Here is a 19953-nt window from a genome sequence, read left to right on the forward strand (position 1 = left end):
CAGCTAGTGCACAGCAAAGATACAACAACTCTGGAAATTATCAATAACGATAATCACCTTCGTACCATTGTAGCTCACTGTGTCAGGAGACAAGACGGGATGTGGCAGGCCCCTAGTACTAAGTAGATAGACTTATCTTTTCCAATTGCAGGACAACACGCTCGCTTCCTCTCGATAGTTGCTCCTCAGATAGGCAGAGTGCAGGGCTAATCGTTTATACCCATTTGCTTCCTATCTCGATCTAGTGCTTTGGGGCATATCCAGTAGTAGATAGTAAGGTATACCCACGATCTAGCAGCAATCGGGAAAAATATAATCCACAGATACCACGGTGGGGTGCTGTTGCTTAGCTCCTCGTAGTCTCCTTTCTTATCGATATGGCCGTGCCACTGCCCCTGCTTATCCCCTACTATTGTATAGTAAATGTCTTCTCCTGGGTGATGTAGCTCTTGCATCTTCTGAAGTAGTTGTGCCTTCAGCTCGTCGAAATCCTCACCCTTTACCTCTGTCGCACTGACGACAGTGGCGCCGCGCCGCACAAAGCCGGTATATATCGTATTCTCTTGCTCGGGAAGCTTCTGTTCTCTTTTCTTCCTACACATGTTTTTGGGGATTACTGCTCCGCTATGTTAGTGAAATGTTTCATGCAAGAGGCGGGGGATTCCCCGCCTACTCCTCGTGGCTCTTAAGCTGTCGGGGAGGTGGAGCCGTCGCCTCGCTTCTTCCAGTAAGCCTCTCGGTCTCGCTTGAGCTTGTTCGGGTTTATGAGATCATGGATAAACCAAAAGACGGGGGCAAGTATGAAGCCAGGTATCATAAGTATCCAAGCCCACCACGGTATGCGGTCGTTGTTGCTCTCGTAGTAACCACCCTTTTTAGTCATACAGCCATGCCAGATACCATCTTGGTCGCCTTGTATCGTATACCACAGCTCTTCACTCTTGCCCGCTTTCTTGTCTTCGCTTGTATAGCACGCATACGCGCTAGGAGCTCACGCTTGACCTCTTCTAAGTCGGGGCCCTCTTCAATAGTGTCGGGAATCACGACAGCGCCACGCCTTACGAACCCTTTATACATCGTATTTGCGAAGAGGTGCTTCTGTTGTCTTTTCCTTCTGCACATGTTGTTGGGGATTGTTGCTCCGCTAAATTAGTAAAATGTTTAATGCCGAGGGTAGCTCTCTAAACACAAAAACAGAGCGACACGTGCCGCTCTGTTAATCGTTTTATCTACTTAGAGCGGAAAACGAGGCTCGAACTCGCGACCCTCAGCTTGGGAAGCTGATGCTCTACCAACTGAGCTATTTCCGCATAGTGTCCCCTCGGGTGACTATCCAGCGACCACGATTACCTAGTCACCAGCCCCCTCAGATTGCAGGAGCAAAGGTACAATATTTTTTGAAACCAACGCACGCTCCTCCACTCACTAACAGGGCTGACGCATTATATCTAGTTATTGCTGTCCAGTGAAAGCTTTTTGAGGGGGCATCGGGTAGATCGTTCTGCAGAAATGAGCTAACTATCAGTACCACTTGGGTGAAACTAAAGTTCCATACGGGGTGAAACTAGAGTTTCCTACGAAGAAAACTGTAGATTGGTCGAAGTCGAGTAGTCGGACAGCAATACTATATAATGAATTCATCCAAGTCTCGCTTCGTACATTCCACCCGCTAATGCAATCTCTCACGAGGAAATCGGAGACAGCCAGTGAGAAAACGAAATTTCTCCACGGAACCAGGGAATAAAAGTTCGGAAGAATGAAATGAAACTTCGGAAGAAAGATTTCGAAGTTCCGATGATTTTTTTTATTCCTCACTGGATAATCGAAGATCTCCACTGAGAGATTTTGAAATTCCTCAAATGAGCACCGAATCATCGGAAATCTAGGCTCTGAAGGTCCTAGCGATGGTGTCAGAAAGCGTAGCCGATACTAAAGAAGAAGCGTGAGGCTCGTAGGACGTTGGAGCGACTGAACGAGAGCTTGATAGGTCCTATCAGGGAGTCGTAGTCTAGATCGATGCCAGCACCGTAGAGGAGGTCACTGTCCTGCAGGTTGGGCGCCTGGATGTCTGCACCGACGCTGATGTGCGGGGTGATGTAGAGATTCTTGATTGGGGTGTACTGTACACCGAGGTAGAGCGCTGCTAAGTTATTGACCGGATACTCTCGGTATCGTAGTCCAGAGAAGATGGGTTGATCGTCTAGGCCGACATTGGCAAAGCCCCCGAGGTGAAACTTCTGACTTAAGAAGAGGTAACTGTCGAAGTGAAAGCTCTCTCGCCAAGGCTTGCCGAGGTCTAGATTGACCCCGCCAAAGAGTCGTCCGTGTAGCGCTACCCTCCGACTCAGGGGGGTGACTAGATGCTCATAGACAGAGAGATGCAAGAGGGGTCCCCGCTGTGGGGATATGCTCTCCTCGGGATTGAGCAAGTTGTGGATCTGCTTCTGGCTCTCCGAGGCATCTGCGGGGAGTGGTGAGAGGGCGTAGGAGTTCTTTAGCGTAAGCTCTGCGGCTAGTGTGAAGTGGTTACCTCGTGTGGCAAAGGCCTTCCGATTCAAGCTATTTTGCAGGTAAACTAGACTCATCGTCCAGGTGCCGTGGCGGTAGCTTAGCTTAGGTGTGCGGTTGGTCTGCATCAACTGGTTGAACTGATTCATAGGCACCCAGTCAGAGGAGGGTGCCTGTGCAGAAGCCTTCATCTCTTGGTCAAAGGGTGGGCGTGGTTGCCACACATACATAGAGCCGTACTGGATGCCGAGCGTTACCTGAGACTGTGGCGACAGGGTGTAGCCCATCTTCAGACCACTGACTAGGGATGCCTGGTAGAAAGTGGCCTCCGTGTGGTCCTCTATCTGTGAGAGGTAACGCAGATGGATGTTGTCACAGCGGTCTAGGCGGAGGGCGATGTAAGGACTGAGCCAGTAGGAGTAACCGTTGTCGAGCCACTTGTAGTAGCTAGCGCGTAGCTTGGGAAGCTGAGATATAGCGAGCTTGGCGGAGAGTCGTGAGTTGGGGAGGAGTAGATCTCTGAGTGAAGTGTTGAGGATGATGTTTGCCGACTCGTAGGGGTCGTAGTAAGCTCCTAGTCGGAGGAGGGCTTGTGGCTTTTTCTTGATAAAGAAGTGTATCGTGTTGACCTCATGGCCTCCTCTAGTTGAGTCAGCCTCATAGGAGTAGTAGACCTGTGCATAGCGGTTGTAGCCCATCAGCATCTCAATGCGCTGCTGGAGAAGCTCCAAGGAGTCTAGGCTAGAGAGATCGTCGCCGATCACACTTTGTATGAACTTTGTCTCTGACTCCTCTAGGGGGCTTCCCCACTGATCTGATATTTTGACCTGCTGGATCGGTATAGAGACTGGGGCGATCTGTCGCCTCTGATAAGTGATGCCCTGAGCAACTTGCCGAGCCTTGAGGGCAATGAGCTGTGGCAAGAGCTTGTGCGCCTCAATCTCTGCGAGCGCTATGATCCGCTCACGTTGGCTAAAGTCTGCCGAGGTGTAGTCTCTCAGCGCTTGGGAGAAGTCTAGCATCACATCGACTTGACTGGCTTGACGCTCTACCTCCTTTTTGGTCAGGAGGGCATAGGACTGCAGGATGACATCAATCGGACTATGCTCGAGCTCCTCCACATTGCGCAGTCTAGCTCCAGTATAACTGCCGATGACGAAGTTGGCTCCCATGGAGCGAACCTCCTCGACTGGGAAGTTGCGATCCAAGCCTCCATCGACGAGTAGCTTACCATCGACCACTGCGGGTGCGAAAAAGGCTGGGATTGCTAGGCTGGCGCGTATGGAGAGTGGCATAGACCCCGAGGTCATCACGCAGGCGCCTCCCGCTCCGACGTCCGAGGCTACAAGCTGGAGCGGTATCGGCATCTGAGCGTAATCGGTGATATGTCGCACGGGGAAGGTGTAGCGCATCAGAACCTCCATCAGGTACTGCCCCTCGATGATTGAGGAGGGTGGCTTGGGGATTCCTCGGCGCATGGGAAACTCTAGCGCATAAGCCCCATAGTCCTCCTTCTCACACATATCTACCTTGTCGTAAGGCAACCGATTGCTCAGGATGCGTCCCCAGTCCTCCTGACGGGTTAGCTCCTTGATCTGCGAGGCGCTATGTCCAGCCGAGTAGAGTCCAGCGACCACAGCCCCCATGGAGGTGCCAGAGATATAGTCGACCTGTATCTGCAGAGAGTCGATCAGCTCGAGGAGCGCTATATGTGCTAACCCCTTAGCGCCTCCCCCGCTCAGCACGATACCACAGCGCATCTTGAGACTGTCGCTAGCATTGTCGCTTTGCCCCTGCATCATAATGGGCGTACAGAGAGCGACAAGAGATAGAAGCAAACTGGCGAGGAGGGCCGATGGTTGTTTCATATGATATGTGGGGTGGCTTTTCTAGATACAGGGAGGGGCGCTGTTACTCCTTAAACTGTATTTGGTAGAGGTGGGCGTAGATCCCGCCACGCCCAAGTAGCTCCTCGTGGGTGCCCTGCTCGACGATCTGCCCCTCCTGCATGACGCAGATGAGGTCGGCGTGCATGATCGTGGAGAGGCGGTGGGCGATGACGATGGTGGTGCGGTCGCTGACGAGGCGCTGGATGGCCTCCTGGACTAGCTGCTCGGAGACGTTGTCAAGTGCCGAGGTTGCCTCGTCGAGGATGAGGATGGGCGAGTCCTTGAGCAGGGCACGCGCTATGCTGAGTCGCTGGCGCTGCCCGCCACTGAGCTTGCTACCGCCGTCGCCGATGTTGTACTCCATCCCCTCGGGGAGCTGATCGATGAACTCAGTCGCATTGGCAGCCTCGGCAGCGGTGCGTACCTCCTCGTCGCTGACGGGGCGCTCCATGCCAAAGGTGATATTGTTGCGGATCGTGTCGTTGAAGAGGATCGGTGTCTGATTGACATATCCTATCAGGTCGCGCAGGTCGCTCGCCTTGACTTGTCGTATGTCTGTACCGTCAATGGTGATGCGCCCTGAGGTGACGTCGTAAAAGCGAGGCAGGAGATCCACAAGCGTACTCTTTCCTGCACCAGAGGCTCCCACGAGTGCGATCATTTGACCTTTAGGTATGGTGAGGTTGAGGTGGCGGATGATCCAGGGTTCTTGGTAGCGGAAGGAGACATCTTCGTAAGAGATGCCTTGGTCAAAGGTGACGGGCAGAGGCTCCGCAGGGTCTGTGACACGCTCGGGGTAGTCAAGGATAGTTTGTATACGCGTCATGGAGGCTAGCCCCTTTTGGATAGAGTAGGAGGCGCGGCTGAGCTCCTTGGCAGGATTGATGATGCTGTAGAAGATGACGAGGTAGTAGATAAAGGCGTCGGCCGTGATACTGCTACTACCAGCAAAGATCAGGTTACCGCCATACCAGAGGATGATGGCGATGGCGGTGGTGCCGAGGAACTCGCTCATGGGGTGCGCTAAGCCTTGCCGAGCGTAGACCTGTGCTATGGTACGACGATAGTGCTCGTTGGCGGAGGTAAAGCGATGAGAGATCTGTTGCTCCGCATTGAATGCCTTGATGATACGCAGACCCGAGAGGGTCTCCTCGACCATGCTCATGAGTCGTCCCCACTGTGTCTGCCCCTCAAGACTGTCTCGCTTGAGGCGCTTGCCCACGGCTCCCATGATGTAGCCCGCTATCGGTAGGACGAAGAGGACGAAGAGGGTGAGCTCCCAGCTGATCGCAAAGAGCGCTATGAGGTAGATGACGATGAGGATGGGGTTCTTGATGAGGCTCTCTAGGATGCTGATGATGGAGTACTCGATCTCGGCGACATCTCCTGAGAAGCGTGCGAGGAGGTCGCCTTTGCGCTCTTCGCTAATCAACGAAATAGGCAACCGAAGGAGCTTGGCATTGAACTCATTGCGCAGATCTCGGACCACGCCTGTACGGATCGGCACGAGCATATAGATACCACCGTAGGTGACGCCCACCTTGATGAGCGTCATGACGACGAGGTAGATGCAGAGGAGAAGGAGCGTGCGGGAGGGGCCGTACTGCTGGATAAGCTGGGAGACGTAGTAGTTGAAGTTGCCCACGATGTAGTCTACGGCTACGCTCCAGTCTGAAGGGCGTAACCAGTTGATGCTGTCGAGCGTATGGTAGACGGGTGTGGTCCGCTCCATGCCGAAGAGGATGCGCAGGATGGGCATGATGAGCGAGAAGGCGAGCAGGTTGAGCAGCGCCGAGAGGATATTGGCAATGATGCCACCTGTTATGTAATGACGGTAGGGGCGGATGTACTTGCCGAAGAGCTTGAGGAACTGTCTCACGGGTTGGTTGGCTGGCTAATTACTACTGTTGGATCTCCTCCTCGTACTCCATAAGGGCAAACTCGGCATCCTCCCACTGCTTGGTAACCTCTTGAAGTTGACCATTGACGAGGGTGTACTGCTCGATAAGCTGAGGGGACGGGGAGGTCTCGATCTTTTTCTCCAGTTCGGCCTGTTGCTCACGAAGCTTAGAGACCTGCTCGCCGAGGGTCTCGGAGGTACGACGGAGGGTGCGCAGTTTCTTTTGTTGCTCTTTCTGCTGCTGGTAGTCGAGGGGCTGGGCTTTGGGCTTTGGCTGTTGGGCGCTAGCTGTTGGCTGTTGGCTGTTAGCCGTTGGCGATTGGCTGAGCTCTTCGTGGAGGGTGGCGAGGTAGCCGTCAAGGCCGTTCATGCACTCCCGTACGGTGCCATGGCTAAAGGAGAAGATGCGGTCGACGAGCCCCGAGAGGAAGTAGCGGTCGTGCGAGACGACGATGACGGTCCCAGGGAAGGCTGCGATGGCTCGCTTGAGGATCTCTTTGGTTCGGATGTCCAGGTGGTTGGTCGGCTCATCGAGGATGAGCAGGTTGGCAGGCTCTAGGAGCATCTGCATGATAGCGACACGAGCGCGCTCGCCACCACTGAGCACGCTGATCGGCTTGTCGGCCACCTCCCCGCCAAAGAGGAAGGCCCCCAGCATATCATTGATATGTAGTCGCATGTCGCCACGCGCCAAGCTGTCGATGGCGTCACGGATAGTCTGATTAGCGGGTAGCTCCTGCGCCCTATTCTGAGAGAAGTATGCGATCTCTACACCGTGCCCTATCTGGAGCTTGCCAGTGTACTCCTCTTGTCCCATGATACAACGCATGAGGGTTGACTTACCGGAGCCGTTCTTCCCGACGAAGGCGACCTTTTCGCCACGCTTGATGGTCATTGATACGTTGCGCAGCACGGAGAGGGCACCGTAGCTCTTGTCTAGGTCCTCGATGATGACGGGATAGTCGCCACTGCGCCCTGCCATCGGAAAGGTAAAGTTGATGTGCCGTGTGTCTATCTCGTCGAGCTCAATCTCCTCGATCTTGTCTAGTTGCTTGAGACGGCTCTGGACCTGTGCGCTCTTCGTCGGCTTATAGCGGAAACGCTCGACGAAGGACTCGATGTCTTGGATCTTCTTCTGCTGATTCTCGTAAGCTCGCTTCTGCTGCTCCAGACGCTCCTCACGCAGGGTGACGTAGTGACTGTAGGAAGTCTTGTAGTCGTAGATGCGCCCCAGCTCAATCTCTATGGTGCGGTTGGTCACGTTGTCGAGGAAGGTACGGTCATGCGAGACGAGGAGGAGCGTGACTCCACGAGCGATGAGGAAGTGCTCGAGCCAGTCGATAGACTCGATGTCTAGGTGGTTCGTTGGCTCATCGAGAAGGAGCAGATCGGGATTGCTCAGCAGCACCTTCGCCAGCTCAATACGCATACGCCACCCACCGGAGAACTCACGGGTCGGCCGGTCGAAGTCGCTTCGCTCGAAGCCTAGTCCGAGGAGCGTCCGCTCCATCTCGGCAAGGTACTGCGACGGGTGGTGCATCTGTATCAGATCGGTGAGATGTCCGTGGCGTTCGATCAACTCTAAGTACTCAGGCGAGTCGTAGTCCGTGCGGGTCGCTAGCTCTTCGCTCAGGCGGTCGTACTGATCATTGAGCGACTGCATATCCTTAAAGACTTCCTCAACCTCCGCCCGCAGCGTGGTGTGATCGACCAACTCTTTGACCTGTGGCAGATAACCTATCGAAAGGTCGCGAGGACGGCTCACGGTACCACTCGTAGGTTGCTCGATGCCGACGAGGATCTTCATCAAGGTCGACTTCCCCGCCCCATTATGCCCGACAAGAGCGACCCGCTCGCCCTTGCTAATGACAAAGTTGATCGAGTCAAAGAGGAGTTGCTTACCAAAGTCTACCGTAAGGTCTTGAACGGATATCATCAGCGTGTCTGAATAGTATGGATAAGAGAATAAGCCTGATAGATGCCCAGCTCGCCAGCACGACTCAAGTCATCTATCGCCTGCTCATGCTGTCCCTGCTGCTCGAGGAGCAGGGCACGATTGTAGTAAGCTTCGCCAGCTTGGGGCAGGAGCTCGATCGCTTTGGTGTAGTCTGCGATCGCTTGATCCGTATGCCCCAGCGTCTGGTGCAGATGAGCACGGTTATAGTAGAGATAGCCTATCTGCGGGGCGTGACTGATGGCTGTGGTGAGCTCACGCATCGCTAAGTTGTACATAAGCTTCTGTTGCTTAGGCTCTGTGAGTGTCTCCGCCTGCATGAGGCGCGCCGTACTAAGCACCAAGAGAGCGAGCGGTTGCTGAGGAGCTAGATCAAGAGAAGCGTTGAACTGTGAGATCGCCTCGCCGATGTCTCGCAAGAGTAGCTTGTCGATACCCATACGCAGGTGCCAGTCAGCCGTCTGCTCTGTGTCACGAGCCTGCAGACGAGCTATATCCTCCAGCACGACATGGAGCTGCGTGCTATCTAGCGACTGCGCGCCGACGGCAAGCAGGAGACGAGGCTGGTAACCCGTCCGCTCGTTGTACGCCTCTAGCTCTGCGGAAAAGTTGGTGCGAGGCAAAAGCTTGTCGTGACTCTTCTGCACAAAGTAAGTGAGCTCGTAAGCAGGGCAAGCCTCCGACGAACTGGCTTGCTCTTGGATCGAACCGCGTAGCGAATTGCTCCCTGCACTAAGCGAAGCAGAAGTCGCATCGCTACTCGCAGACTGCAGCTCCGCATGATGGTCTAGCGCATACAGTTCGTCGCTCGCCACACTTGACCCAGTGCTGTCAGCGATGGTCGGCTTAGGAGCTTTGACCTGTCCACGCTCCAGTTTGTAGGCGAACCAGTAGTCTCTGTCGGCTCCAGCAGCGTCACCGAGCAGACGCTTCACCTCCGAGCGCTGATAGTAACCCGAGATGAACTCTGGTCGACGACCTAATATATAGTCTAGCGTCTCGATCGCATCACGGTACCGTCCCGTCTGCGTCTGGACCAAGGCTAAGTTAAAGTGTGCCGTCAGGTTGGTCGGTTGCAGACGCACCACCTCTAGCAGATCTTCGCGAGCACCCTGCAGGTCGCCCACCTCGATACGGAGCAAGGCGCGGTTGTGGCGAGCGACCGCATCGTGAGGCGTCAAGAGGAGCGCCTGATTGTAGTCCTCCATAGCGCCACGGTACTCCTTTAGCTTGTAGCGTGTCAGTCCACGGTTGATGTAGTCGCTAGCTTGGTTTGGATCCTGCTCTATGCTCTTGTCGTGGTAGCGTAGCGCTCCTTTGTTGTCACCCCGCAGGTAAGCAATCGCCGAGAGCATCCGATAAGGCGCAGCACTCAGCGAGTCTATCGCCAAGCCCTCGGCTATCCGCTCCTCCGCTGCGACCGTGTCTTGTCGTCGCAACGCTATCTCCGCTGCGAGGAAGTAACCCCGCGCCTCCTTCGGGTGACGCTGCGTCAGGGCGAGCGCTGCCGAGTCGGCCCGCTCATACTGCTCGGCTCCGTAGAGCGAGCCTGCGAGGTTGAACGAGAGGTAAAAGTCGTCTGGCGTAATCTTGAGCGCTTGCGCATAGTCTGTCGCCGCCTCCGCATAGTGCTGCTGATTGTGCCGTGCCGCCCCCCGTACCATGTAGGCTCTAGAGAGAAAAGGGTTGCGCTCCAGGCAGAGCGTCGCATCCCGCTCGGCACCCGCATAGTCACCCAGCATAAGCTTCGCAAAAGCTCTGTAGTAGTACGGCTCAGCCATTGTGGGAGACACCTCAATTACTTGGTTAAAGTGCTCGATGGCGACCACGAAATCCTTGAAGCCAATCGCATTGCGCCCGATCGTCATCACCCGCTCCGTATCTATCTGCGACCAAAGCGTAGCACTCCACACGCAGAGCATGCAGAGCAACAGAGAGAGTGATCGTAGGAGCGGACGCATACAGGCTAATGTATCGTATTACGCATCACGGGGTAGCCGACACGTATCCGACCGTCGACTATATGCTGGAGCTTCTTCTTGATCAGTCGCTTACGCATCGCCGATATGTGGTCCACAAAGAGCTTGCCGTCTAGATGGTCATACTCATGCTGCACCACACGAGCCGCATAACCCGAGAGCTCGAGACGCTGTGGCTCAAACTGCTCATTCATATAGTCCACCACGATCGACTTAGGTCGCACGACCCGCTCGTTAATGCCGGGCAAGCTCAGACAACCCTCAGCCTCCGAACATGTATCCTCGCTCAGGGACTGCATATGCGCATTGATCATGACCAGCTTGAGCGTCGCACACTCAGGATACTCATCCTCCAGAGGCGTCGCATCGATCACCTGCAGACGTATATTGCGCCCGATCTGTGGAGCCGCCAAGCCGATGCCGTCACTCTCGTACATCGTCTGCCACATGTCTGCGATCAGCTCCGAGAGGTTCGGATAGTCAGGCGTTATGTCCTCGCTCATGTTGCGAAGCACTGGTTGTCCGTAAAGGTATATAGGTAAGGTCTTAGCCATAAGAGTAAACAGTTAAATCTTTCTTTTAGTGAAGCATGCGCAAGCTCTCCAGATAGCTCTGCAAAATGATGGTCGCACTGACACGATCCACCAACCCTTTGTCCTGTCGGCGGCGCTGCTTGCCGATGCCCGCCTCACGGATCGTCTGCTGTGCCAAGACAGAGGTAAAGCGCTCGTCCACATACTCTAGACGTATCTGAGGATAGAGATGTTGCAGCTTCTTAGCCAAAGCTTGTATCGCCTGCCACGTCGCCGAGGGCGTCGCATCCATCTGTGTTGGCTTGCCGAGGACGATCGTCTCCACCTCCTCACGCCCTAGGTAGTCCGCTAGGTAGTTGAGGAGCTGATGCGTAGGCACCGTGTCGAGCGCCCCAGGCGTGATCTGTAGCGAGTCGGTCACCGCCAGCCCCGTGCGCTTGGTGCCGTAGTCAATAGCGAGGATACGAGCCATAGGCATGTGCTCTCTTTATGCGTTGTAGTACTTCTCGCGTAGCTCAGCCACCTTAGGGTCGGAGATGTAGTCGTCGTAGTTGATGATACGATCGATGATCCCGTTTGGTGTCAACTCGATGACACGATTCGCCACCGTGCGGATGAACTCGTGGTCGTGGCTTGAGAAGAGGACATTCCCCTTGAAGGAGATAAGCGTGTTGTTGAAAGCCTGAATCGACTCCAGATCCAGGTGGTTCGTCGGTGTGTCAAGGATCAGCACATTAGCCCCTGGGGGAAGCATCATACGGCTAATCATACAGCGCATCTTCTCACCTCCCGAAAGGACCGAGGCGCGCTTATTCACCTCCTCACCGCTAAAGAGCATACGACCTAGGAAGCCCTTGAGGTAGACATCATTCGTGTCCTTGGCAAACTGTCCGAGCCAGTCTAGGATCGTCATATCGGTGTCAAAGTAAGCGCTGTTGTCCAAAGGTAGATAAGCAGTCGTGATCGTCTGCCCCCACTCGTAGCTCCCCTGCTGCGCCTTACGGTTGCCATTGATGATCTCAAAGAGTGCCGTCATAGCACGTGGGTCGTGGCTGATGAAGACGATCTTGTCGTTTCGCTCCACATTGAAGGTCAGCCCCTTGAAGAGTACCTCTCCCTCGTCCGTCACGGCCGAGAGATCATTGACCTCTAGCACCTTGTTGCCCGGCTCACGATCTGGCTGGAAGAGGATCCCTGGGTAGCGACGCGACGACGGCTCGATCTCGTTGATATCGAGACGCTCCAGCATCTTCTTGCGGCTGGTCGTCTGCTTACTCTTTGCCACGTTGGCACTAAAGCGACGGATGAACTCCTCGAGCTCCTTCTTCTTCTCCTCAAGCTTCTTATTCTGTTGCTGTTGCTGGCGCAGTGCCAACTGGCTAGACTCGTACCAGTAGCTGTAGTTACCCGCAAAGAGTCTCACCTTGCCAAAGTCTATATCCACCGTATGGGTCGACACAGCATCGAGGAAGTGTCGGTCGTGGCTCACCACGAGGACCGTGCTCTCAGTCTCAGCGAGGTAGTCCTCAAGCCAAGAGACAGTCTCTAGGTCTAGGTCGTTCGTCGGCTCATCAAGGAGCAGGTTGTCTGGCTTGCCAAAGAGACAGCGCGCTAGTAGCACACGCACCTTTTGCTTACCGCTAATGTCACCCATCAGACGGTAGTGCAGATCCTCCTTGATGCCGAGACCGCTCAAGAGGGCTGCCGCCTCGCTCTCAGCGTTCCACCCGTCGAGGTTGGCAAACTGCTCCTCCAGCTCAGCCGCTTTGACACCATCCTCATCGGAAAAGTCTTCCTTAGCGTAGATAGCGTCCTTCTCCTTCATGATCTTCCAGAGCTTGTCATGCCCCATTAGGACGGTGTCGATGACCGTGTACTCATCAAAGGCGAAGTGATCCTGACTCAGCACCGAGAGGCGCTCGTCGGGTCCGAAAGTGACGGTGCCACGCGTCGGCTCTAGCTCACCGCTGATCATACGGAGCATCGTTGACTTACCCGCACCGTTGGCACCGATGATGCCGTAGCAGTTGCCCGGGGTAAACTTAAGATTGACATCGGCAAAAAGCACGCGCTTGCCAAACTGTATCGTGAGGTCGTTGACTATAATCATCTTGGTATACTGTCTTCTATCTTCTGTCTGTAATGTGTAATCGGGAGGCGAACCCTTCGCTCCCCCAAGACCAACCCTCCTCGCAGGCCTCAACCGTATAGAAGAGGGCTAATCTGCACAAAGGTACACAATTTTGACGCGCGCCACACTTTGGCTATTAGCAGTTGGCTATTGGCTGTTAGCTAGGGTCACTAATACTACTAGTGCCACTAGAGCTCCTAGTCACTAGGAGTCCTCTCTAACCTCTAACTTCTAATCTCTAACTTCTACCCTCTAATCTCTCTCCTCGGTAGGAAAACAGAAAACTCCAGGGAGCAAATGAAAATTCTTCACGGAACCGGGAAATAAAAGTTCGGAAGAATGAAATGAAACTTCGGAAGAAAGATTTCAAAGTTCCGAAGAATTTTTTTATTCCTCCGTGGAGGATTAGAAATTCTTAGCGAGGTAATGGCTGATTTCCTTGAGGGTCTAACCAAAGGGTCATCATGCAGTGGCGACAGTCGTGGGCGATGCGCAGACGGTCTCGCCCACGGACTAGGTAGAGTGGTAGTGCAAAGGGGGGCTTGCGACCCGTACGTGTGCAGTAGCCGAGCTGATGCAGCAGGCAGTGACGGGTAAACATCACTGGGATAGCCCCCTCGGGGCGCTCCACCTCTAGGGCGGGGGCGATGCTCCCAGAGACTCCTAGCTGACGGTACAGCTTACGTGCCGATTCATTTGCCACGTTGTAGGTAAAGTCCAGCGTGTCAGGCAGACCATACCGCTGACGCGCCGTAGGGTCTGACGTGTGAAGTCGGTCTATGCGCTTCTGCTGTAGGGGTTTGCCGATGGCATCTCTGCGCTGCAAAGCTTTCGCTAGGCATTGACGCTGTAGCTCCTCCGAGAGCTCTCGTCGCAGCTCTGCAACGAGCGAAGGCGGGACGAAAAGTCCGTCAAGACTCAAAATCACTCGTTTAGCTCGGTATGGCGTGTCGCCAAGCTTGCGGAGGGTGCGCTCTATATGCTCCGTATTATCTCGCTGTGCGGGCTCTAGCGTGACCGCACGGCTACGTGTGACCGACATCTCGGGTGCCTCGGAGAGTTGCATCTCTAGGGTGAGTTGATCGGGTGTCGCCTCTAGATGTAGCGTCACGGGCATGGTACGGGTAGAGGCGTCGGGGCGGAGGAGCTGAGCCTCTAGGAGGTGGTTGAGATTGCGCCAGAGCGTCGCCCCCTGCGGTAGTTCGAGCGCCTGAGATAGTCTCAGGCGATAGCTCCCAGCTCGCTTAGCGGGCATTACCTGATTGATCTGCGCTCCAACGAGCTTCTTATCAATTGTGTAGGCAACCACCCCATCGCCATTAGCTAGCTCGATATCGTCGCTCAGGAGCGCTATCTCAAGCTCCCGTCCTCGGCTCCGGGTCACTGTGCCGATCGGCTGGCCGAGGCTTTTGCTACTATACGGGGTGATGCTGTCGGTAGGGATTGGCGCCCAGAGGGGCGTATTGTAAGTGGTAAAGGGGCGGGCAAAGGTCGCCTCAGGCAACGGCGTAAAGGTATACTCCGTCGTGCCCCAGGAGGGACGACGCAACTGGTCACTACGTCGGGTCAAGATTTCGTCTAGTACCTTACGATAGTGGGCGATGACGTTGCGCACGTAAGGGAGTGCCTTGAGTCGTCCCTCCACCTTGAAGGAGCTGACACCCGCATCGATCATCTCCTCGATGATTTCGGTGCGGTTGAGGTCTCTCAGGGAGAGGAGATGCTCGCCCTGGCGAAGCTTTTGCCCCTGGGCATCAACGAGATCGTAAGTCATGCGGCAGTACTGAGCGCATTGCCCTCTATTGGCGCTGCGCTGTGAGAGCGCCTCGGAGATGAAGCAACGACCGCTATAGGAGACGCAGAGCGCCCCATGGACGAATGCCTCGAGTCGTAGCGGGGTCTTGTCCCGCACCGCTGCAATGTCCTGACAGCTCCACTCGCGTGGCAGGACAGCCTGCTCGAAGCCTAGATCCGAGAGCATCTGCAACTGCTCTAGCGAATGGTTGTGGCACTGCGTGCTCGCATGTAGTGGGATGGGCGGAAGGTCCTGCGTGAGTAGGCCGAGATCCTGTATGATGAGCGCATCGGCACCCGCCTCGTAGAGCTGATGCGCCAGCTCCACAGCGTGAGCTAACTGACTATCTGTGAGGATTGTATTGAGGGCAACATAGACCCGTGCGGCATAGGCGTGAGCCGCTGCGCAGAGTTGCCGTATATCCTCCAGCGAGACCCCGACAGCACTCCGAGCACCATACTGAGGAGCGCCTACATAGACCGCATCGGCACCCGCCGAGAGCGCCACCAGACCACCCTCTAGTGAGGAGGCGGGAGCCAATAGCTCTATGTCACGTAGTGTGGACAATGAAGCGATGCCTTAGAGCTTACCACCGAAGGCTAGATCGCCCGCATCGCCTAGACCGGGGACGATGTAGGCGTGCTCGTTGAGCGCTGGGTCGATGACACCGACCCATAGCGTGACGGGAGCCTTGTCGTCAAACTGAGACTGAAGGAAGTCAATAGCCTGCTGGCTAGCCACGATGGCGACCATATGGGTGTGTCGCGGTGTGCCACAGCTCTTGAGGAGCGCCTGCCAGGAGAGGTGCATAGAGCCTCCCGTGGCGAGCATGGGGTCGACGAGGAGTAGCTCTTTGTCGGTCAGGTCTGGTGCAGCGACATACTCGACATGTATGTCAAAGTCTTCGTCATCCTTGACTTTGCGATAGGCGGAGATGAAGGCGTTTTCGGCACGATCGAAGAAGTCTAGGAAGCCGTGATGGAGGGGCAGACCAGCGCGTAGGATCGTTGCCACGACCAACTGTTCGTCTAGAACCGCTGTGGGTGCCGTGCCGAGCGGGGTCTCTACGGGACGGGTCTGATAGTGGAGATGCTTGCTCAGTTCGTAAGCCATGATGTGGCCAATGCGCTCTATGTTTGCTCTAAAGCGTAGGGGATCTCTCTGGATCTCTCGGTCTCGTATCTCAGAGATGAAGTGGGTCAGGAGTGAAGGTCTCTCGGATAGATTGTATACCTGCATGAGCTTTACTATGGTTTGGGTGCTTAAATCAGGCAAATATACAATATCTTTGTCGGATAGACGTTTGAATCACGTAGCCAACTACTATTTTGTGAAGCAAGTCATAAGTACATATCACACCTATTCACTAGGTCGTCGCTACTGGCTGGTGGGGCTCCTGCTCCTGCTGCTGGGGGTGCCGATGGCTACCACACTCTCTGCGCAGACGGCCCGACCGATGACGCGTCCCTATGCGGATCACAGACGATTTAACTGGGGATTTCACGTGGGAGCGCATGTGGAGGACCTGATCATTGACAACCTTGGCCCGACGGAGGGAGAGGCGCAGACACTCTATGCGGCTGTGCCGAGCTACAGTCCAGGCTTTAGCGTAGGGGTTATTGCCAACTACAACCCACACATTGACTGGAGCATACGGGTCTTGCCGACACTACACTTTGGGGAGCAGCGACTGCTCTTTAAGAGCTGGGGCGAGACGAGCGAGGAGACCTTTGAGTTCATACCGATGCGCACCAGTCAGATCGAGCTACCACTGCTGGTCAAGTACAGCTCCGTACGCTTCAACGATACCCGCCCATACCTCGTGGGGGGCGTCTACGGCTTGCTAAATATGGGGCAGAAGAAGGGTGCCCCCCTGCAGTTTGCTCCGCTCTCGGCGGGGTGGACCTTTGGCGTAGGGTGCGACATTTACCTGCGCTACTTCAAGCTCTCGCCTGAGCTACGCTTTGACTTTGGCGTGACCGACCTGATCCGCCACCACCGTCCCGACCTTGACGATGGTGCTAGCCTGCGCTACACCAATGCGCTACGCCGTGGCACTGGGCGCATGATCATGCTCACCTTCTGCTTTGAGTAATCAAGGCTACACAGATGCTAGCGGCGGGCTTTCGCCACTTACATACCAAAAGAGGGCGTGTCGATTGTCGCAATCGGCACACCCTCTTTTGCTAAGTGATAGATCTACTGTCTTACTTCAAGACTGAAATGTCGGGGTTGCTTGGTATGTCAAGGATCTTGAGCACACCCTTGTCATCATAGCCCACTGTCAGCTGAATTGTCTCCTTGGATCCCTTTAGAGGCTCTACCTCCACTTGGTATAGGTCCTCTGACAGCTCCGTGATGGTTAGTGAAGACATGACTCTCTTGGTGTCCCAGTCCTGAGCATTGATAAACGGATCGTAGTCGATTACTGGCATCTCTCCATCCTTCTCATTTAGCTTTGCATTAAGCTTGTCACCAAGGAGCTCCGAGACGACATCGGAACCTATGTGGTTGTCATTGACGTAGAGCTCGGTGTAGAGCTTGTTGATAAGAGCTTTAGCCTCCTCGGGGTCAACCCTTGGAGTGGTCTCTTCTTGCGTGGTGACCTCTTGAGTGGAGTCTGCTGCTGCGGTGGTCTCATCGCTTTCTGCCTTCTTGCTGGTACATCCAGCCAAGACGAGAGCGACAACTGCCAATAGTGCAATAAGTCTTTTCATGTTGGTCATGTATAGTTTATTGTTGGTGTAAATGTATCTATACCAAACAAGATAAGCGTAGGAGCTAGGCTCACTACGCTTATCTGTTCTTACTCTAAACCAATATCTTTCGTATCGAAGAGCGGAAGACGGGACTCGAACCCGCGACCCCAACCTTGGCAAGGTTGTGCTCTACCAACTGAGCTACTTCCGCATATCGGACACCCCCTCTTGTATCAGTCTCCCTTGTGTCGTGAGTCTACCGACTCAAAACTAATTCAGAGCCGTCGCTCTTCCTAACCACCAAAGGGTGATAAAGGGTGCCCTTCCGATTTGTGAGTACAAAGGTACGAAAACTTTTTGAATCTGCAATAGCCTCGGAGGATTTATTTGTCGAATTGCCTCTTTTGGCTCTTGACAGGAAGCTCGCCTTAGAACTTCGTCGTGTGACGAATGCCTAGCTCGGCGATGAGCTTACGATAGCGCTCGATATCCTTCTTAGCGAGGTAGTCGAGTAGACGACGACGCTTACCAACGAGCATCTTCAAGCTACGTGAGGTAGAGAAGTCCTTCTTATTCTCCTTGAGGTGCTCCGTAAGGTGCTGGATACGATAGGTAAAGAGAGCTACCTGGCTCTCGACACTTCCGGTGTCTTTTGCAGAGGTTCCGTACTTTGCGAAGATCTCTTGCTTCTTGGTACTGTCTAGGTACATCTTGTTATGAGGTTATTTGTGAGACATTCATATCATCTTCGCCACCCAATGCCCCACCTCTATGGGGGCGACAATGAGTACGACGATGTATTTCGCCTGCAAAGGTACAAATAATCTTTTACCCCGCAAGCATCACGCCCGCCTCGGGTCACTCGATCACAACGATGAGCGTGGCGAGCGTGGGGCAGTTGTCGTAGACAAACTTAGCGTGTGAGCTGGCGTTGCGGACGCACATGTGGGAGCGGGGTGTCGTGCCGAGCGAATGGCTGTACTCGACGATCTTACCCTTGGGATTGTTTACGGGGACACCATGTATATAGGCTCCACAAGTGAAGCGACTAGCCCACGGGGCAAAGCCAGCGATACGACTTGAGCCGTCACTGGTGTAAAACATCTTAGGCTTCTTCTCCTGTAGGAGGAAGATGCCCAGAGGGGTCTCCTTAGCGTGAGGGGGCTTGTGGCGTCCCGTAGTGGCGGGGTTGATGCTCCGTACGAGGTAGTGCGCTGGTGCCTGACGCTCCAGCGTGATGATGTATTGGTTCTTGCGATCCACTACGACAACGTGAGAGAAGGTAACATCGGGCTTCAGGAGCTTGACGTAGCGCTTTGGCACATACCAGTCAGCTTCGGGGGACTCGGTTCGTCCTTGCCAAAAGTTGCTACCCTGCGTGTCGGTCATCGCTATAAGCGTTCCGTCTCGACCATAAAGCTCTGGCGTGAGAGTGTCTGTGGAAGCGTAGAGTGGCACCGCCTGATAGCGCTCCACGCCGAGCGAGTCGGAGACTAGCTTGTAGCTATCGCGAGACCACACTTTCGTGAGGGGAGCTTCGCCGTTTAGGTTCTTATAGTTTTGCAAGACGCCCCACCGATGAGGCGTAGCTTGTAGTTGCTCTATGCGGAGGAGCTGCTCTCGTATCTTATTCCACTGGATGGTACGGGTCTCCTTTTGGTACTGGTAAGAGTCCTCGAGCGTATACTTGTCAAAGGCGAGCTCTCGGTCTATGACAATCTGCTCTACCGTAAGCTCAGGCTGTGAATCAGCCACAACCGTATCTGTGGCTATGATTGAGTCCATATTCGTAACCTCGGCACTGCTATCCGTGGAGGGTTGACAAGCTAGTAAGAGCGTGAGAGCTAGCGGTAAGAAGGTCATAATGTTTTTCATAAGAGTGGTTAAGTTACTAGGAGGCGTCGACCCCTTTGAGCTGAGGTAGGTGCCAATGATAGTGCGCTGCTAGGATGCGTATCAGGATGACCATGCCAGCCGATATGAGCTGTGCGTAGACCGTATCTATAGGTACGAAGTGAAGCATCAGTGTGTAGATGACGCCTCCAGCGATGCAAGCTAAGGCGTAGATGTCTTGGCGGCAGATGAGTGGGGTCACGTTGAGGATAATGTCTCGCAGTAGTCCTCCGAAGGAGCCAGTTACCGTACCCATAATGACCGCCACCCAACTGGGAAAGCCCATGGCGAGCGTCTTGTCCACACCCACAACCATAAAGAGTCCTAGCCCGATAGCGTCAAAGACAAAGACTGTCGGTGCTGTGCGGATTAAGATCTTCCTAAAGATATATACATAGAGTAGCGCCACAAAGGTGATAATCAGATAGGAGGGCTGGAGCATCCAGAAGGGGGTCGCCCCGAGGAATAGGTCACGTAGCGTACCTCCGCCCACAGCGGTCGTAACACCCAGCACATAGGCGCCAAACCAGTCCATCTGCTTGGTCGATGCCAAGCGGATTCCAGAGATGGCGAAGGCGAAGGTCCCAACGAAGTCTAGAATACTCGTGACCGTCACCTCAGACCACGTGAGAGCTGAGTGGTCAAAGCCTAATATCTGATCCAACATCTAAT

General features: G+C 54.5%; 17 protein-coding genes and 2 tRNA genes. 1 reads left to right on the forward strand and 18 read right to left on the reverse strand.

Annotated features, from left to right (window positions below; genetic code table 11):
* Positions 1-206 precede the first annotated feature (206 nt).
* The 13 genes from PORUE0001_RS02800 to upp all read right to left on the reverse strand — a co-directional run bounded on the left by PORUE0001_RS02800 (position 207) and on the right by upp (position 15928).
* The gene (locus PORUE0001_RS02800) at positions 207-602 is read right to left on the reverse strand and encodes a hypothetical protein (protein WP_007364949.1); all 396 of its coding nucleotides are present in this window, start codon (positions 600-602) and stop codon (positions 207-209) included.
* Between the two features lie 83 nt (positions 603-685).
* Positions 686-883, reverse strand: coding sequence for a hypothetical protein (locus tag PORUE0001_RS02805; protein ID WP_007364951.1), 198 nt, complete (start codon positions 881-883; stop codon positions 686-688).
* Positions 880-1077: a hypothetical protein gene (locus PORUE0001_RS02810; RefSeq protein ID WP_007364957.1), complete on the reverse strand. Its 198-nt coding sequence runs from the start codon at positions 1075-1077 to the stop codon at positions 880-882. Before PORUE0001_RS02810 ends, PORUE0001_RS02805 begins: the two co-directional genes overlap by 4 nt.
* Before the next feature lie 160 nt (positions 1078-1237).
* Positions 1238-1310, reverse strand: a tRNA-Gly gene (locus PORUE0001_RS02815).
* A gap of 600 nt (positions 1311-1910) precedes the next feature.
* A complete protein-coding gene (locus tag PORUE0001_RS02820) occupies positions 1911-4376 on the reverse strand; it encodes a patatin-like phospholipase family protein (protein ID WP_039865419.1) in 2466 nt (821 codons plus the stop codon).
* A gap of 43 nt (positions 4377-4419) precedes the next feature.
* On the reverse strand, positions 4420-6276 hold the full coding sequence (locus tag PORUE0001_RS02825) for an ABC transporter ATP-binding protein (RefSeq protein ID WP_007364960.1): 1857 nt from the start codon (positions 6274-6276) through the stop codon (positions 4420-4422).
* A 22-nt stretch (positions 6277-6298) separates the two neighbouring features.
* Positions 6299-8233, reverse strand: coding sequence for a ribosomal protection-like ABC-F family protein (gene abc-f / locus PORUE0001_RS02830; protein WP_007364966.1), 1935 nt, complete (start codon positions 8231-8233; stop codon positions 6299-6301).
* On the reverse strand, positions 8233-10212 hold the full coding sequence (locus tag PORUE0001_RS02835) for a tetratricopeptide repeat protein (RefSeq protein ID WP_007364952.1): 1980 nt from the start codon (positions 10210-10212) through the stop codon (positions 8233-8235). The genes abc-f and PORUE0001_RS02835 overlap by 1 nt, the downstream gene beginning before the upstream one ends.
* 5 nt (positions 10213-10217) lie before the next feature.
* The gene (def, locus tag PORUE0001_RS02840) at positions 10218-10784 is read right to left on the reverse strand and encodes a peptide deformylase (RefSeq protein WP_007364975.1); all 567 of its coding nucleotides are present in this window, start codon (positions 10782-10784) and stop codon (positions 10218-10220) included.
* Between the two features lie 25 nt (positions 10785-10809).
* A complete protein-coding gene (gene ruvX, locus PORUE0001_RS02845; protein ID WP_039865429.1) occupies positions 10810-11235 on the reverse strand; it encodes a Holliday junction resolvase RuvX in 426 nt (141 codons plus the stop codon).
* Between the two features lie 15 nt (positions 11236-11250).
* Positions 11251-12873, reverse strand: a complete 1623-nt coding sequence (locus PORUE0001_RS02850; protein WP_007364947.1) for an ABC-F family ATP-binding cassette domain-containing protein — start codon at positions 12871-12873, stop codon at positions 11251-11253.
* A 436-nt stretch (positions 12874-13309) separates the two neighbouring features.
* Complete coding sequence (locus PORUE0001_RS02855) at positions 13310-15256, reverse strand: peptidase U32 family protein (protein WP_007364996.1); 1947 nt, start codon at positions 15254-15256, stop codon at positions 13310-13312.
* Between the two features lie 12 nt (positions 15257-15268).
* Positions 15269-15928, reverse strand: a complete 660-nt coding sequence (gene upp / locus PORUE0001_RS02860) for a uracil phosphoribosyltransferase (protein ID WP_007364994.1) — start codon at positions 15926-15928, stop codon at positions 15269-15271.
* A gap of 91 nt (positions 15929-16019) precedes the next feature.
* On the opposite strand from upp, the gene PORUE0001_RS02865 reads away from it, so the two are divergent.
* Positions 16020-16784: a porin family protein gene (locus PORUE0001_RS02865; protein WP_100067366.1), complete on the forward strand. Its 765-nt coding sequence runs from the start codon at positions 16020-16022 to the stop codon at positions 16782-16784.
* 112 nt (positions 16785-16896) lie between these two features.
* Here the strand turns inward: PORUE0001_RS02865 and PORUE0001_RS02870 are convergent, their stop codons facing one another.
* From PORUE0001_RS02870 to PORUE0001_RS02890, 5 genes are all read right to left on the reverse strand, one after another.
* Complete coding sequence (locus PORUE0001_RS02870; protein ID WP_157750190.1) at positions 16897-17406, reverse strand: DUF3828 domain-containing protein; 510 nt, start codon at positions 17404-17406, stop codon at positions 16897-16899.
* Positions 17407-17526: 120 nt separating this feature from the next.
* A tRNA-Gly gene (locus PORUE0001_RS02875) sits at positions 17527-17599 on the reverse strand.
* A 217-nt stretch (positions 17600-17816) separates the two neighbouring features.
* Complete coding sequence (gene rpsO / locus PORUE0001_RS02880; protein ID WP_007364945.1) at positions 17817-18098, reverse strand: 30S ribosomal protein S15; 282 nt, start codon at positions 18096-18098, stop codon at positions 17817-17819.
* A gap of 148 nt (positions 18099-18246) precedes the next feature.
* Positions 18247-19263 (reverse strand): L,D-transpeptidase, encoded by a 1017-nt coding sequence (locus PORUE0001_RS02885; RefSeq protein ID WP_007364992.1) that lies wholly within the window; start codon positions 19261-19263, stop codon positions 18247-18249.
* A gap of 16 nt (positions 19264-19279) precedes the next feature.
* The gene (locus PORUE0001_RS02890) at positions 19280-19948 is read right to left on the reverse strand and encodes a trimeric intracellular cation channel family protein (protein ID WP_007364964.1); all 669 of its coding nucleotides are present in this window, start codon (positions 19946-19948) and stop codon (positions 19280-19282) included.
* Between the last annotated feature and the right edge of the window lie 5 nt (positions 19949-19953).

The sequence above is a fragment of the Porphyromonas uenonis 60-3 genome, from assembly GCF_000174775.1.
Classification (GTDB): Bacteria; Bacteroidota; Bacteroidia; order Bacteroidales; family Porphyromonadaceae; genus Porphyromonas; species Porphyromonas uenonis_A.

Coding starts and splice junctions, on each gene's coding strand:
- PORUE0001_RS02800 (WP_007364949.1), bottom strand. CDS start 602: ATGTGTAGGAAGAAAAGAGAACAGAAGCTTCCCGAGCAAGAGAATACG.
- PORUE0001_RS02805 (WP_007364951.1), bottom strand. CDS start 883: ATGACTAAAAAGGGTGGTTACTACGAGAGCAACAACGACCGCATACCG.
- PORUE0001_RS02810 (WP_007364957.1), bottom strand. CDS start 1,077: ATGTATAAAGGGTTCGTAAGGCGTGGCGCTGTCGTGATTCCCGACACT.
- PORUE0001_RS02820 (WP_039865419.1), bottom strand. CDS start 4,376: ATGAAACAACCATCGGCCCTCCTCGCCAGTTTGCTTCTATCTCTTGTC.
- abc-f (WP_007364966.1), bottom strand. CDS start 8,233: ATGATATCCGTTCAAGACCTTACGGTAGACTTTGGTAAGCAACTCCTC.
- PORUE0001_RS02835 (WP_007364952.1), bottom strand. CDS start 10,212: ATGCGTCCGCTCCTACGATCACTCTCTCTGTTGCTCTGCATGCTCTGC.
- def (WP_007364975.1), bottom strand. CDS start 10,784: ATGGCTAAGACCTTACCTATATACCTTTACGGACAACCAGTGCTTCGC.
- ruvX (WP_039865429.1), bottom strand. CDS start 11,235: ATGGCTCGTATCCTCGCTATTGACTACGGCACCAAGCGCACGGGGCTG.
- PORUE0001_RS02850 (WP_007364947.1), bottom strand. CDS start 12,873: ATGATTATAGTCAACGACCTCACGATACAGTTTGGCAAGCGCGTGCTT.
- upp (WP_007364994.1), bottom strand. CDS start 15,928: ATGCAGGTATACAATCTATCCGAGAGACCTTCACTCCTGACCCACTTC.
- PORUE0001_RS02870 (WP_157750190.1), bottom strand. CDS start 17,406: ATGAAAAGACTTATTGCACTATTGGCAGTTGTCGCTCTCGTCTTGGCT.
- rpsO (WP_007364945.1), bottom strand. CDS start 18,098: ATGTACCTAGACAGTACCAAGAAGCAAGAGATCTTCGCAAAGTACGGA.
- PORUE0001_RS02885 (WP_007364992.1), bottom strand. CDS start 19,263: ATGAAAAACATTATGACCTTCTTACCGCTAGCTCTCACGCTCTTACTA.
- PORUE0001_RS02890 (WP_007364964.1), bottom strand. CDS start 19,948: ATGTTGGATCAGATATTAGGCTTTGACCACTCAGCTCTCACGTGGTCT.